12 protein-coding genes are annotated in these 13185 nt (G+C 73.3%); 6 read left to right on the forward strand and 6 right to left on the reverse strand.

What is annotated here, in order from left to right:
• Positions 1 to 70: 70 nt before the first annotated feature.
• From AB0J88_RS08270 to AB0J88_RS08285, 4 genes are all read right to left on the reverse strand, one after another.
• Positions 71 to 667 (reverse strand): hypothetical protein, encoded by a 597-nt coding sequence (locus AB0J88_RS08270; RefSeq protein ID WP_364347097.1) that lies wholly within the window; start codon positions 665 to 667, stop codon positions 71 to 73.
• Complete coding sequence (locus tag AB0J88_RS08275) at positions 660 to 1226, reverse strand: RNA polymerase sigma factor (RefSeq protein WP_364347095.1); 567 nt, start codon at positions 1224 to 1226, stop codon at positions 660 to 662. Before AB0J88_RS08275 ends, AB0J88_RS08270 begins: the two co-directional genes overlap by 8 nt.
• A 193-nt stretch (positions 1227 to 1419) precedes the next feature.
• A complete protein-coding gene (locus AB0J88_RS08280) occupies positions 1420 to 2034 on the reverse strand; it encodes a DAK2 domain-containing protein (protein ID WP_364347093.1) in 615 nt (204 codons plus the stop codon).
• A 14-nt stretch (positions 2035 to 2048) separates the two neighbouring features.
• Positions 2049 to 3065, reverse strand: coding sequence for a dihydroxyacetone kinase subunit DhaK (locus tag AB0J88_RS08285; protein ID WP_364347091.1), 1017 nt, complete (start codon positions 3063 to 3065; stop codon positions 2049 to 2051).
• A gap of 168 nt (positions 3066 to 3233) precedes the next feature.
• Here AB0J88_RS08285 and AB0J88_RS08290 point away from each other — a divergent pair, with 168 nt between their 5' ends.
• The 4 genes from AB0J88_RS08290 to AB0J88_RS08305 all read left to right on the forward strand — a co-directional run bounded on the left by AB0J88_RS08290 (position 3234) and on the right by AB0J88_RS08305 (position 8596).
• Positions 3234 to 4808, forward strand: a complete 1575-nt coding sequence (locus AB0J88_RS08290) for a glycosyltransferase 87 family protein (protein ID WP_364347090.1) — start codon at positions 3234 to 3236, stop codon at positions 4806 to 4808.
• Between the two features lie 358 nt (positions 4809 to 5166).
• Complete coding sequence (locus tag AB0J88_RS08295; protein WP_364347088.1) at positions 5167 to 5688, forward strand: PadR family transcriptional regulator; 522 nt, start codon at positions 5167 to 5169, stop codon at positions 5686 to 5688.
• Positions 5685 to 6362, forward strand: a complete 678-nt coding sequence (locus AB0J88_RS08300) for an ABC transporter ATP-binding protein (RefSeq protein ID WP_364347086.1) — start codon at positions 5685 to 5687, stop codon at positions 6360 to 6362. The genes AB0J88_RS08295 and AB0J88_RS08300 overlap by 4 nt, the downstream gene beginning before the upstream one ends.
• Positions 6359 to 8596, forward strand: a complete 2238-nt coding sequence (locus tag AB0J88_RS08305; RefSeq protein WP_364347084.1) for an FtsX-like permease family protein — start codon at positions 6359 to 6361, stop codon at positions 8594 to 8596. Before AB0J88_RS08300 ends, AB0J88_RS08305 begins: the two co-directional genes overlap by 4 nt.
• Here AB0J88_RS08305 and AB0J88_RS08310 read toward each other — a convergent pair.
• Positions 8565 to 9245: an SDR family oxidoreductase gene (locus AB0J88_RS08310; protein WP_364347082.1), complete on the reverse strand. Its 681-nt coding sequence runs from the start codon at positions 9243 to 9245 to the stop codon at positions 8565 to 8567. The genes AB0J88_RS08305 and AB0J88_RS08310 overlap by 32 nt on opposite strands.
• A gap of 60 nt (positions 9246 to 9305) precedes the next feature.
• On the opposite strand from AB0J88_RS08310, the gene AB0J88_RS08315 reads away from it, so the two are divergent.
• Positions 9306 to 10070 (forward strand): YaaA family protein, encoded by a 765-nt coding sequence (locus AB0J88_RS08315; RefSeq protein WP_364347080.1) that lies wholly within the window; start codon positions 9306 to 9308, stop codon positions 10068 to 10070.
• Between the two features lie 85 nt (positions 10071 to 10155).
• On the forward strand, positions 10156 to 12327 hold the full coding sequence (locus AB0J88_RS08320; protein ID WP_364347078.1) for an MMPL family transporter: 2172 nt from the start codon (positions 10156 to 10158) through the stop codon (positions 12325 to 12327).
• On the opposite strand, the gene AB0J88_RS08325 is transcribed toward AB0J88_RS08320, so the two are convergent.
• Positions 12324 to 13142 (reverse strand): peptidoglycan-binding domain-containing protein, encoded by an 819-nt coding sequence (locus AB0J88_RS08325; RefSeq protein ID WP_364347076.1) that lies wholly within the window; start codon positions 13140 to 13142, stop codon positions 12324 to 12326. The two genes, AB0J88_RS08320 and AB0J88_RS08325, sit on opposite strands and share 4 nt — an antisense overlap.
• Positions 13143 to 13185: the final 43 nt, after the last annotated feature.

Here is a 13185-nt window from a genome sequence, read left to right on the forward strand (position 1 = left end):
GCAGGAACCTCAGCACCGATACGGTCGCGGGCACGGTCCTCAGTGGAGATCCGCGCCGCCATGCGGCAGGTTAGCCGGTCGGCGCGTCGTCCGCCGGCTTGGGCTCCTTCGTCTTCTTCGGCTTCTTGGTCGGCTTGGGCGACTTCGACGGCTTGCCGGTGCCATGACCTTGGCCCCAGCCGTTGCCGTTCCCGTTGCCGTTCCCAGGACCCGCGCCGGGAGACCCGGGCGCCCCGGGCGACCCGGGTGCTCCGGGCGACACAGGCGGCGCGGTCGTGGCCGGCGCTTGCGGCGCCACGGTCGGCCGGTCTTCGTGCACGACGCCACCCGGCCGGCCCGGCGCGGGCTGGTCAGAGGTCGGCGGCCGGTTCGAGGACGGCGTCGGCAGTGTCCCCGTCGCGGCGGCGACGGCGAGCCCGCCGCCGGCCAGCACCGCGCCGGCGACCGCGACCTTGACGACGAGCGCACGGCCGACGACGCGGGCCTTGCGCCCGGCCGGCAGCGGCGTCGGAACTCGCGCGGCACGGAACGCCGCCAGCGCGGCCTCCTCGCCGCGTAGCTCCGCCGGCTGGGCCGGGGACCGCAGCGCGGCCAGCGCGGGCGGCAGCGGACCGCCGTCGAGCATCCGCTCGAGCTCCGCGTCGGTGAGCGGTTCGCGATCAGCCATGGTGCTGCTCCAGCATCTCGGCGAGCCGGCGCAGCCCGCGGTAGGCCGCCGTGCGTACCGCGCCGGCTCGCTTGCCCAGCACCCGGCCGGCGCTGACCGCGTCGAGCCCGACCACCACGCGCAGCAGGACCGCCTCGGCCTGGTCGCGGGGGAGGGTCGCGATCAGCGCCAGAGCCCGCTCGGTGTCGATCGCGTCGGTCGCCGCACCCGCGGTGTCCGCGGTGGCGGCGAGCGCGGCCAGGTGCGTCTCCGCGGGCACGGTCTCCGGCCGGCGCCGGACGCGGCGCAGGTGGTCGAGGGCGCGGTGCCGGCCGACGGTGGCGCACCACGCCCGGAAGCCGTCGAGGTCGCCGGTGAACGACGGCAGGTCGCGGCAGACCTGCAGCCAGGTTTCCGAGGCGACGTCCTCGGCGTCGGCACCGACGAGCACGCGCAGGTAGCGCAGTAACCCAGGGTGCACGAGCCGGTACAGCGCGCGGAACGCGTCGTCGTCACCGGCCAGGGCCGCGGTCAGCGGATCCGGTTCGGTGGGCGACGAGCGCCGGGCCGCTAGGACCACGGCATGGAGTCGGGCCGCACGGAACGCTCCTCCCCGAGTGGACGCCGGACGCGTGGTGACGATTCCACCACGACGCCCGGCGCACAACCCGGGGGACCCGGCCATGCCCCTCCGCCGGGTCACAACGGGTCCGCTCAGCCCGGCCCCGGGTCGTGATCCCACGACTGGAACAGCGTCGGAGCGGTGCCCCGTGTCACACGAGCCGTGCGGGGTCGGGGAGCTGCGCACGGCCGGCCGGGTCGCGGAACACCGCCAGCGCCCAGAACAGCAGCGCCATGCCCATCGCGCCGGCGTCGGGGGTGCCGACCGCCCGCTGTCCGACGTACGAGGCCCGCCCCATCCTCGGCAGCAGGTCGGCCGTCGCGCGGGCATGGTCGAACGCCTGGTTGGCCACCATCGTCCAGTCGACCGGCGGCCGGGCGGCGCGCAGGTCGTCGACGGTCGGGCCGAGGCAGTCGAGCATGGTCCGGTCGCCGACGCTGGCCTCGCCGACCCGCGAGATCGCCGCGGTGCCCGCCGCCAGGCCGTCGACCAGCGCGTCGTCGCCCTCACCGCCGCGCTCGAGGCTGCCGCCGACGTCGTTGAACAGCAGCCCGATCAGCGGCCCGCTGGTGCCACCGACCTCGTCGAGGAAGTACGTGGCCGCGGTCTCGAACTCGGTGGCCAGGTCCGCGTCGGTCGGGATGCGGGCGACGGTGCCCCGCAGGCCCTCGCGCAGGTTGTCGCCGTAGTCGCCGTCGCCAGCGGCCTGGTCGAGGCGGGTCAGCTCGCCGTACGCGCTCTCCGTGGCCTCCAGGTAGAGGCTCATCAACATGGCCGACCTCACTTCCGGAGCCCTGTGGTCCAGGCCGGCGCGTCGAACAGCCCGGTCCAGCCGCCGGACGGATGCGTCTCGACGGACGGCTCCAGCATGGTCATGGTGATCGAGAAGCCCTTCATGTCCAGCGCCGGCGTGTACGGCCCGACCAGGCTGCGCTCCACCGCGATGTCCCGCGTCGCGAGCGCGTCGACCGCCTCGGCGAACACGTTGTAGAGCTCGATGTACGTGGTCCCGCCGAGCCCGTTGACGAACAGGAACACCGACCGGCCACCGGGCAGGTGGTTGATCACGTCCTCGACCATCCGGGCGACCAGCTCCTCCAACGACGGCCGGGTGATCGTGTGCTTGGCGCGTTCGCCGTGGATGCCCACGCCGTACTCGAGCTGCCCGGGCTCGAGCGCGAAGCCAGGCTCGCCGGTGACCGGCGACGTCTGCGCGAGCGACGCGACCGCGATGCTGCGCGACCGTCCGACGATCGTCTCGCCGAGGGCGACGAGCTCGTCGAGCCCGGCACCGCGGTCCGCGGCGGCGCCGAGCAGCTTCTCGACGAGCACGGTGGCGCCGGTGCCGCGCCGCCCGGTCGCGGTCTCCTGGCTCTCGGTGGCGACGTCGTCGTCGACCAGCACCCGCGCGACCGGGATGCCGTCGTGCCGCAACCGCTCGGCCGCGATGCCGAAGTTGATCCGGTCACCGGTGTAGTTCTTCACGATGTGCAACACCCCGCCGGGTCCGGCGGCCGCGCGGCTGCCTTCGTACACCTGGCGGTTGTGGGGTGAGGCGAAGACCCGACCGGGCGCGGCCGCGTCGAGCATCCCGCGACCGACCAGGCCGACGTGCATCGGCTCGTGCCCGGAGCCGCCACCGGAGAGCAGCCCGACCTGCCGGCGCGGATCCCGGTCGACCGAGCGGACGTAGACGGGATCGGTGCTCAGCTCGACCACGTCGGCATGGTCCCGCGCGAAGCCGAGCAGCGCCCGGTCGACGTACTCGTTCTTGGAGGCATAGAAAGGTTCCGCCATCGGCCTTCTCGATTCCTGGTCGGTATCGGTCACCGGTGCGTTCCCCCCATCATGCGACGGCCGCCGCCGCCCGTCCGGGGATCGGCCGCCAACCGGGGGTGATCTCCACGGCGAAACGGCGCACGGAGGGCACAACCGCGCGAAGCGCGCGGGCGCTAGATTGCCGGCATGCTCCTCACGGGGACGAAAGCGATGGGTAGTCCGGCCCGGCGTGCGGCGGCTCTCTGGGTCCTCTTCGGACTCGTCGCGCTGGTGTCGTGCGCGCTCGTGCTGCGTAGGCCGGACCGCCTCTCGGACCTGCACATCTACTACGGCGCGATGCGGCAGCTGTGGGACGGGCGGCCGCTCTACGACTTCGTCGCCGAGAACGGTGGACCGTTCACCTACCCGCCGTTCGCCGCGTTGGTGCTCGGGCCGATCGCCTTCCTGCCCGAAGGGGTGCTCCAGGCACTGTGGCTGGTCGCGACGCTGGCCGCGCTGGCGGCGATCGCCGCGGTGGTCGGCCGGGGAAGACCCGACCTCGTCGCCGCCGTCGCGTGCGGGCTGCTGCTGTCGGCGCCGGCCCAGAGCAACCTGCGGTTCGGCCAGGTCAGCGTCTTCGTCGTACTCCTGGCCCTCGTCGACGCGGTCGGGCTGACACCGGCCCGGTGGCGTGGCTGCCTGGTCGGCCTGGCCGCGGCGGTCAAGCTCACCCCGCTGCTGTTCGTCGTCTACTTCCTGGCCGTCGGCCGTTACCGGGAGGCGGGGCGGGCCGCCGGTGCGTTCGTGGCCGCCGCGGCGGTCGGCGCGTTGGTGCTGCCGGGGGAGAGCTGGACCTACTGGACCGGCACGGTGCTGGAGACGTCGCGCATCGGTGACCTCGCGTCGCTGGGCAACCAGTCGGTGCAGGGCATGCTGTTGCGGGTCGGCGTGCCGACCTCGGGGCTGCCCCTGGTCTGGGCCGCGCTGGTCGCGGTCGTCTGCGTGGTCGCGCTGCTGCGCGCCCGCCGGCTGTTCCACGACGGACACCGGACCATGGCCGCGGTGCTGGTGGGCTGCGCGACCGTGGCGGCCTCACCCGTCTCCTGGACCCACCACCAGCTTTGGCCCGTGCTGGCCGCGATGCTGCTGATCGGCACGCGCGGCGCCGTGCACCGGGCGGCCGGCGGCGCGCTGCTGACCGCGATGGTCCTCTCGCTCGGCGTCGTGCTGGCCGAGGTCTCGTTCACACCGGGCGTGCAGTTCGTGCTGGAGAACGCCCGCGCCATCGGCACCGTCGGGGTCTGCGTGCTCGGCTTCGGCGCGGCCGTGGCGATGCGCCGCACGGCCCGGCGTTGGACGCTGGTCGGTGCCGCCGCGGTGGCGGTCGCCGTGGTCGCGGTGCAGCCGCTGCCGGCCTCCGCCGACCCGACGTTCAAGGCCTATCGGCTCGCCGACACGGCCAACCCGCGCTACTTCTACGTCTGTCGCGACGAGCCGACCTGCGCGGCGTTCATCGGCGGCCTGTCGATCCGGTTCGGCGTGGTGGCGGAGAAGACCAAGGTCCGGGTCAACGGAGTGGTCGGGCCGGCCGTCGCCCGCCTGGAGTACCGGTCCGCGCCCGGCGGTCGGCCGCGGGAGATCCCGCTGCTGGACGTGTACGCCGCCGGGCGGGTCTTCTCGTTCCGGTCGGCCAGCCTGGCGCACGGTGAGCTGGTCGCCTACGACCCCGCCGGCAACGCGATCGCCAGCTACCGTCGCGAGCTGACCCCCACTCCGGCGTGAGAGCCCGCGCGCCCCGCGCCAGATGACAGGGGGATCATCCGGCGTCGAGGCCCGCAGGCTCCGCAAGGGACCGGCACGCCGGTCCAGGTCCGATCCCGCGGAACCTGGCCGGCGCCAGGCGGACGCCCGTCACGACGTTTTCCGCCTCCCCCGCTCGGCCCGGGCTGACTCTAGGAAACCGTGCCGTCACCCCGACAGGGCAGCGGGACGCATCGCTGCCCCGCTTTCGTGCCCGCACGGCGGTGAGCTGGTCTTTCGTGGCGCCTTCAAGATCACAGACGGATGGCAGCCGGATGGTGCCGCAGGAAGACACTCGGCGTATACCCTCAGCGTATACATGTGGTGTATGGTCCTCGGCATGAGCGTTCCCCTGACCTTGCTCGGCCTGCTCGAGCGCGAGCCCAGCCACGGCTACGACCTGAAGCGCGACTACGACACCTTCTTCGGTCGCGGCAAGCCGCTGCCGTTCGGGCAGGTCTACGCGACGCTGGCCCGGCTGGCCCGCGACGGCAAGGTGGTCATCGCGACCGAGCCCGGCGACGGGCCGGAGCGCAAGCGCTACATCATCACCGAGACCGGAGCGTCCGAGGTGGACGCCTGGCTGGTCGAGCCGCTCGAACCGGAGCCGCACCTGCAGACGGTGCTGTTCGCCAAGGTGGTGCTCGCGATCATGCTCGGCCGTCCGGCGGAGGAATACCTCGACACCCAGCGCCGTGCCCACCTGGCCCGCATGCGCGAGCTCACCGAGGTCAAGCGCGGCGGCAACCTGGTCGACGCGCTGCTCGCTGACCACGGCCTGTTCCACCTGGAGGCCGACCTGCGGTGGATCGACACCACCGTCGCCCGGCTCGACGCGCTCACGAAGGCGGTGACCCGATGATCGAGGCACGCGGAGTGACCCTGTCGTTCGGCGAGACCCCGGCCCTGCGCGGTGCCGACCTGCGGGTGGCCGAGGGCGAGATCCTCGCCGTGATGGGTCCGAGCGGCTCCGGCAAGTCGACCCTGCTGCACTGCCTGGCCGGCATCCTGGTGCCCGACTCCGGCGAGATCCACTTCGCCGGGCAGCGCGTCGACACGCTCGACGAGGGTGCCCGCAGCGCCCTGCGCCGCGACCGGTTCGGCTTCGTCTTCCAGTTCGGCCAGCTCGTCCCGGAGCTCACCGCCGTGGAGAACGTGGCGCTGCCGTTGCTGCTGGCGGGCACCCGGCGGCGCGCGGCGGTGGCCGAGGCGAGCACCTGGTTCACCCGGCTCGACCTCGACGGCCTCCAGGAGCGCCGGTCCGGCGAGCTCTCCGGCGGTCAGGCTCAGCGGGTCGCGCTGGCCCGCGGGCTGGTCGCCCGGCCGCGGGTGCTGTTCGCCGACGAGCCGACCGGCTCGCTCGACTCGCTGACCGGCGAGCACGTCATGGACCTGCTGGTCGGCTCGGCCCGCGAGCAGGGCACCACCGTCGTCGTGGTCACCCACGAGGCCCGGGTCGCCGCGTACGCCGACCGCGAGGTCATCGTCCGCGACGGCAAGGTGACCAGCCTCGACGCGGAACCGGCGCTCTCGTGATCGCACTCGGACTGCGCCTGGCCGTCGCCGGCGGTCGGGAGGCGGCGACCCGGCTCGTCGTCGTCGCGCTCGCGGTCGCCCTCGGCACCGGCCTGCTGCTCGCCACCCTGGCCGGCATCAACGCCACCAAGACGCAGAACCTGCGCTACACCTGGCTCAACAGCGGCGTCGCCGAGGCATCCACCGCCGCGCGGCCAGGCGTCGACCCGGTCTGGTGGCTGGGCCGGGAGAACTACTTCCGCGGCGAGGAGCTGCTGCGGATCGACGTGGCCGCCACCGGCCCGGCCGCGCCGGCGTTTCCGGGCATCCCGGCCGTGCCCGGCGCGGGGGAGTTCTACGTCTCACCGGCGCTGCACGACCTGCTGCGCACGGTGCCCGCCGGCGAGCTCGGCGACCGGTTCCCCGGCCGGGAGATCGGCGTGATCGGCGACGCCGCCCTGCCCTCGCCCGACACCCTGCTCGCCGTGGTGGGGCAGGCGCCCTCGTCACTGGAGGTGCTGCCGTCGGCCGCCAAGATCAGCTCGGTGCTGTCGGGCGACACGACCACCTGCATGCGCTGCATCGTGGGGCTCAACGACACGATGTTCACGGTCTCGCTCTCGGTCATCGCCGCCGCGCTGATCTTCCCTGTGCTCATCTTCATCGGCACCGCGACGCGGCTGTCGGCCGCCCGCCGCGAGCAGCGGTTCGCGGCGATGCGCCTGGTCGGCGCCACACCGCGACAGGTCTCGGTGCTGGCCACCGTCGAGTCGACCGTCGCCGCCTTCGCCGGCGCGCTGCTCGGCTTCGGCGTCTTCTTCGCGCTGCGGCCCGGGCTCGCCACGATCCCGTTCACCGGCGCCACCTTCTTCCCGAACGACCTGGCCCTGACCTGGGTCGACGTGCTCACGGTCGGCGTCGGCATCCCGATCGGAGCGGCGGTCGCCGCCCGGCTGGCGCTGCGGCGGGTGCGCATCTCGCCGCTGGGCGTCACCCGCCGCGTGACACCGAAGCCGCCGCGCGCGTGGCGGCTGATCCCGTTGCTGGCCGGCGTCGCCGAGCTGGCCTGGTTCGTCGGACGCCGGCCCGAGACGACGAACGGGCAGACCTTCGCCTACCTTGCCGGCGCTGTCCTGATGGTCGCCGGCCTGGTGCTCGCCGGTCCCTGGCTGACGATGCGGATCGCCCGGCTGGTGGCCGCCCGCGCTCAGCGACCGGCCGCGCTGATCGCCGGGCGCCGGCTGGCCGACGATCCGATGGCGGCGTTCCGGGCGGTCAGCGGCCTGGTGGTCGCGCTGTTCGTGATGACCGCCGCCAGCGGCGCGATCACGTCGTACGTGGCCGAGCGGGCACGGCCGGCCGCGGACTCGGCCGCCGCCACCTCGCTGACGGAGCACTTCTGGGCCGAGGACCTCGTGCCCGGCGCCCCGGTGCCGTCCGTCTCGGACATTCCCGCCGAGCTGTCCACGATCCAGGGCGTGCGCGCGGTCCTCGCCGTCCGGGAGGGCGACCTGCAACGCGCCCGAAACGGCGACATCCCCGAAGGTCCCGGGGTGATCGCCTGCACCGACCTGGCTCGCTTCCCGGAATACGGCGCGTGTGCGCCGGGCGCCGTCACCGCGGCGGTGTGGCCCGACCTGATCGGCCCGCGCACACCCGGCTACTCACGCGCCCAGCAGCGGGTCTGGCCCGCGTCGACCATCACCGACCTCGACTCGCGGCGGCTGCTGTCGGTCGTGGTGCAGACCGACGGCTCGGACGCCGCGAAGGAACGTGCCCGTACGGTGCTGGCCACGATGCGGCCGTGGGGCTGGTACCCGGCGACCGAGGCGGAGTTCGAGTCCGACTCGGCGCGGACCCTCGTGCAGTTCCAGCGCCTGGCCGACGTGGTGATCCTGGCCAGCCTGCCGATCGCGGGGTGCAGCCTCGCGGTCAGCGTGATCGCCGGCCTGACCGACCGCAAGCGCCCGTTCAGCGTGCTGCGGCTGACCGGCGTGCGGATCCGGATGCTGCGCGCCGTGGTCGGCCTGGAGACCGTGGTGCCGCTGCTGGTGGTGGCCGCGGTGGCGATCGGCGCCGGCCTCCTCGCGGCGACCCTGTTCCTGCGGGCGCAGCTCGACTATCCGCTGCACGCGCCGGGGGGTGGCTACTACGCGATCGTCGGCGGCGGGTTGGTCGCCTCGTTCGCGATCATCGCGGCCACCCTGCCGTTGCTGCGCCGGATCACCGGCCCCGAGACGGCGAGGAACGAGTGAGCAGGGACACCTCGGCGAGGTAGGCGTCCGGGGGAGCGTCCAGGATGGACAGGATCACGGCGGCCAGCGTCTCGGGTCGGATGCTGGCCGCCGGGTCGTACGGTCGCCCGAACGCCGCGCGGACGCTGCGCAGCAGCGGGGTGGCCGTGCCGCCGGGATAGACGGTGCTGACCCGCAACCGTGCCTCCTCCTCGCGGAGCGTGTCGGCCAACTCGCGCAAGGCGGTCTTGCTGGCGCCGTAGGCCGACCATCGGGGCACCCCGCGCACCCCCGGCGCCGCGTTGACGAAGACCACATGGCCACGGGACGCCCGCAGCGCCGGCAGCAACGCCCGGGTGAGCTCGGCCGCTCCGATCAGGTTGACCGCCATCGTCCGCTGCCAGGTCTCGATCGACGTCTCCGCGACGGGCGCCACGTCGGCGACGCCGGCCGCGTGCACCACCGCGTCCAGCCGGTCGATCGGGACCGGCAGCGGCCCGGGTGCGGTCAGGTCGAGCGGCAGCGCGGTGACGTTGGGGCCGACCAGCGCGTCCAGGCGTGGACCCGGCCGGGCGGCCGCGAGCACGTGGTCGCCCCGGGTGGCGGCGGCGCGGACCAGCGCCCCACCGATGCCACCGGTGGCGCCGGTCACCAGCACGCTGCGGCCCACTCGACGATGCTGGCACGGCCCGCCGCCGCTCGCGTACCCCGATGCGGGCAAAATGGGCGGGTGATCATCCTGATGCACAGCTCGAAGACCATGCGGCGACCGAGCGCGGGTAACCGGCCGACGGGCACGCCGGCGCTGGTCGAGAAGGCGCGCGAGCTGGTCGACGAGCTGCGGGCGCTGCCGGCGGCGAAGCTGGCGAAGATCATGAGCGTCTCGCCGGACCTGGCGGACAGGACCCGCCAGCTTTACGCCGATTGGACCACGGACCCGGCCGAGCTCTCGCCGGCCGCCGAGTCGTTCGTCGGTGACATCTACAGCGGCCTCCAGGTCGACACGTTCACCGCCGCCCAGCGCCGCTACGCCGACCAGCACCTGCGAATCCTGTCGGGCCTCTACGGGATCCTGCGCCCGTTCGACGGCATCGCGCCGTACCGGCTGGAAATGGGCTACAAGCTGCCGAGCGGAAACCTCTACCAGTTCTGGGGCCGGTCGATCGCCGACCAACTGCCGGCTCGCGGGCCGATCGTCAACCTGGCCGCCGTCGAATACAGCAAGACCGTCACGAAGTACGTCGACCCCGAGCGCCTGGTCACGCCGAAGTTCCTGACCGTCGACCCGAAGTCCGGCGAGCCGAAGTTCGTCACCGTGCATGCGAAGATCGCCCGGGGTGCGTTCGCCCGCTGGCTGGTCACCAGCGGCGGCAAGGAGCTGACCTCGTTCGAGGAGATCGGCTACCGGCACTCGCCCGAGCATGGGGGTGAACGCGAGCCGGCCTTCGTCTGCGCCGAGTTCGGCGGCAAGGGCCTGTCCATCCGGCTAACCTGACCATTTCCCGGATCTGTGGGTCGGGGTTCGCGTCCGGGCGGGTCCCGGAGGTGTCGAGCGTGGACTCCGGAGCAGGATCTCGGATATGACGCAGACGACCCCGGCCACCACGCGGCCCGACACGACGACGCCGCCGGCGCGGACCACCATGCTCGGCCGGCTCGGCCGCCGGTGCTTCGAGCACCGCTGGACCGTCGTCGGCCTCTGGCTGGTCGCCGTCGTGGCCGGCGGGTTCGCCGCCGGGCCGGTCTTCGCCGGGCTCGACGACGACCGCGGCCCGTCCTCACTGGAGTCGGTGGCCGGCAGCGAGGTCATCTCCGACGCGTCCACGTCGGCCGGATCGATCATCGGGGTGATTCGGGGAGTCGACCCCACTTCGCCGGCGGTACGCGCGGCGGTGACCGACGCCGCTGGCAAGCTCGGCGCCGTCTCCGGCATCACCGGCGTGGTGACGCCGTACGTCGAGAGCCCGGCTGCCGCGGCGCTGCGCGCGACCGACGGACGCGGCCTGCTCGTCCAGGCCCGGCTGGCGGACCTCACCGGCGACGACCTGGACGCCGCGACCGACGGCGCCGTCGCCGAGCTTCGCGCGCTCGGCCCGGCCTTGCGCTCCGCCGGCCAGCCCGACGCCACCGTCGAGGTCGGTGGCGGCCGGCTGGTCAACCGGCAGGCCAACGAGCAGGCGCGGAAGGACCTGTCCTTCGCCGAACAGCTCTCCCTGCCGATCACGCTGCTCGTGCTGGTCTTCGTCTTCGGCGGCCTGCTCGCCGCCGTGATTCCGGTGCTCGGCGCGATCGTCTCGATCGCCGGCTCGTTCTCCGTGCTACTGTTCTTCGCCAATATCACCACCCTCGACCAGAACGCGGTCACCGTCGTGACGCTGATGGGCCTCGGCCTGTCGGTGGACTACGGCCTGCTGCTGGTCGCCCGCTACCGCGACGAGCTGGCCGCCGGCCGCTCGCCGGTCGAGGCGGTCACCGCGGCCTGGGCCACCGCCGGGCGCACCATCTTCTTCTCCGCGCTGACCGTCGCGGCGGCCCTCGCCGGGCTGCTGGTGTTCGGCGTGACGGCCCTGTCCGCCCTGGGCGCGGCCGGCGTCTCGATCGCCCTGGTGGCGATGCTCGTGGCCCTGACGTTCAGCGCGGCCCTGCTGGGCCTGTTCAAGCGCTGGATCAAGCCCGCGAAGCGCGCCGCCCGACGGGACGGCGGCTTCTTCTACCGGCTGGCCCGCGGCGTGCAGCGCCGGCCGCTGGTGACCGCGCTGGCCACCGCGGCGGTGCTGCTCGCCGCCGGCCTGCCGTTGCTGACGATGACGGTCAAGGTCGACGACCTCGACGGTCTGCCGCGCTCGCTCGAGTCGGTGCGGGTGCTCGACGTCCTGGCCGCCGACTTCGCCCGCCCGGCCCAGCCGGCGGTCACGGTGGTGGCCCGCACCGACGCCGCCACGCTGGACTCGTGGGCGCGGTCCCTCGGCTCGGCGGACATCGCCGGCGTCCGTCCGGCCGATCAGATCGCACCCGGGGTCGCGACCGTCGACATCGACGCGGTCGGTGACCCTGAGGGCGAGGCCGCGCTGCGCCTGGTCGACGCCGCCCGCGCCGACCGCCCCGACGGCGTCGAGTCGTGGGTGACCGGCATCGCCGCGATCCACCGGGACCTCAACGACCTGTTGCTCTCCCGCCTCCCGTACGCGATTGCCCTGACCCTGCTCGCGATGGTCGTGCTCCTCTGGGCGATGACCGCCTCGCTGGTCGTGCCGATCAAGGCGGTGCTGATGAACGTGGTCTCCCTCGGAGCCACCTTCGGCGTGCTGAACGCGGTCTTCGAACACGGCTTCCTCGCCGGCGTCCTGCACACCCACGTGGTCGGCGGCCTGAGCCCGTTCGTACTCGTGACGGTGTTCGCGTTCGCCTTCGGCCTGTCGATGGACTACGAGGTGTTCCTGCTCGCCCGGATCAAGGAACACGTGGACCAGGGCGAGCCGAACGACGTGGCGGTGCGCCGCGGCCTGCAAAGCTCGGGCCGCATCATCACGTCCGCGGCCCTGCTGATGGTGGTGGTCTTCAGCTGCTTCCTGACGGGCCGCATCGGCACGGTGCAACAGATCGGCCTGGGCCTGGCGGTAGCGGTGGCGGTGGACGCGACCCTGGTCCGCTGCGTCCTGGTCCCGGCGACGATGACCATGCTGGGCCGCTGGAACTGGTGGTCGCCGCGCCCGCTGGCCCGCCTCCACGCCCGCCTCGGCCTGCGCCACTAGAGGCGCTGGTACTCCTCCCACGTGCGCTTCGTGACCGCCGGGCCGTCGTCGGGGCCGCGGTTGGCCAGGCCGTTCTGGCCGAGGTAGTAGTCGCCAGCCTGGTGTTGGGCGCCGGTCGACTGGTCCGTGTCCGAGATGGCGATCGCGTGGATGTGGTACGGCCAGTCGCCCTGCGAAGGGTTGCGCAGCCACGCCGCGAAGCCCACCGTGCGGAGCTGGCGGACCACCGTCGTGCGGACGGTCGTGGTCAGGCCCGTCACCGAGATGTCCAGCGCGCCGCCACCGTCGTGGGTGCCGGCCGAGGCCGGGGTTCCCGTGTTGTAGGAGCCCTGGGTCAGGGTCAGCGTGCGGCCCAGCAGCCGCTCCGCCTCGTACAGCATCGTGCGCGTGCGGGTGTTGACCTGGACTCCGCGCAGCGTCACGACGCTGCCCGGTGCGATCGCCCGCACCACCGTGTAGCGGCCGTCGCCCAGCGACCGCAGCGAGGTGGGGCCGGGCAGGCCCGTGGCGTCCAGGCCCGTGTAGCCGAGTGACCGCTGATAGGCCGCGTACGCCGCGATCGTGCTCGTGCCGAAATGACCGTCCACATAGGTGGAGGACAGGAAGCCGCGCGCCTGGAGCGCCCGTTCGACCGCGAGCACGCTGTCCCTGGCGCCCGGCGTCAGTGCGGTGTCCGGTCGGCGTGGGTCGATCTGCGCGGCCTTGATGACCGCCTCCATGTCGACCTCCGGCAACGCCCCGTGGGCCGTCTCGGGCAGGGCACCGGCCGCGAGGACGGCGGCGGCGGTGGCGAGCAGGTTCCTTCGGGTCAGCATGGCTGCAGCATAGATCGGCAACCATCGAAGTCGGTAGTATTTT

The sequence above is a fragment of the Asanoa sp. NPDC049475 genome (assembly GCF_040676915.1).
Classification (GTDB): domain Bacteria; phylum Actinomycetota; class Actinomycetes; order Mycobacteriales; family Micromonosporaceae; genus Asanoa.

What these genes read in the sequence shown, in the direction of transcription:
- AB0J88_RS08325 (WP_364347076.1), bottom strand. Translation starts at nt 13,142, where the DNA reads ATGCTGACCCGAAGGAACCTGCTCGCCACCGCCGCCGCCGTCCTCGCG.
- AB0J88_RS08285 (WP_364347091.1), bottom strand. Translation starts at nt 3,065, where the DNA reads ATGGCGGAACCTTTCTATGCCTCCAAGAACGAGTACGTCGACCGGGCG.
- AB0J88_RS08270 (WP_364347097.1), bottom strand. Translation starts at nt 667, where the DNA reads ATGGCTGATCGCGAACCGCTCACCGACGCGGAGCTCGAGCGGATGCTC.
- AB0J88_RS08290 (WP_364347090.1), top strand. Translation starts at nt 3,234, where the DNA reads ATGCTCCTCACGGGGACGAAAGCGATGGGTAGTCCGGCCCGGCGTGCG.
- AB0J88_RS08280 (WP_364347093.1), bottom strand. Translation starts at nt 2,034, where the DNA reads ATGAGCCTCTACCTGGAGGCCACGGAGAGCGCGTACGGCGAGCTGACC.
- AB0J88_RS08295 (WP_364347088.1), top strand. Translation starts at nt 5,167, where the DNA reads ATGAGCGTTCCCCTGACCTTGCTCGGCCTGCTCGAGCGCGAGCCCAGC.
- AB0J88_RS08320 (WP_364347078.1), top strand. Translation starts at nt 10,156, where the DNA reads ATGACGCAGACGACCCCGGCCACCACGCGGCCCGACACGACGACGCCG.
- AB0J88_RS08300 (WP_364347086.1), top strand. Translation starts at nt 5,685, where the DNA reads ATGATCGAGGCACGCGGAGTGACCCTGTCGTTCGGCGAGACCCCGGCC.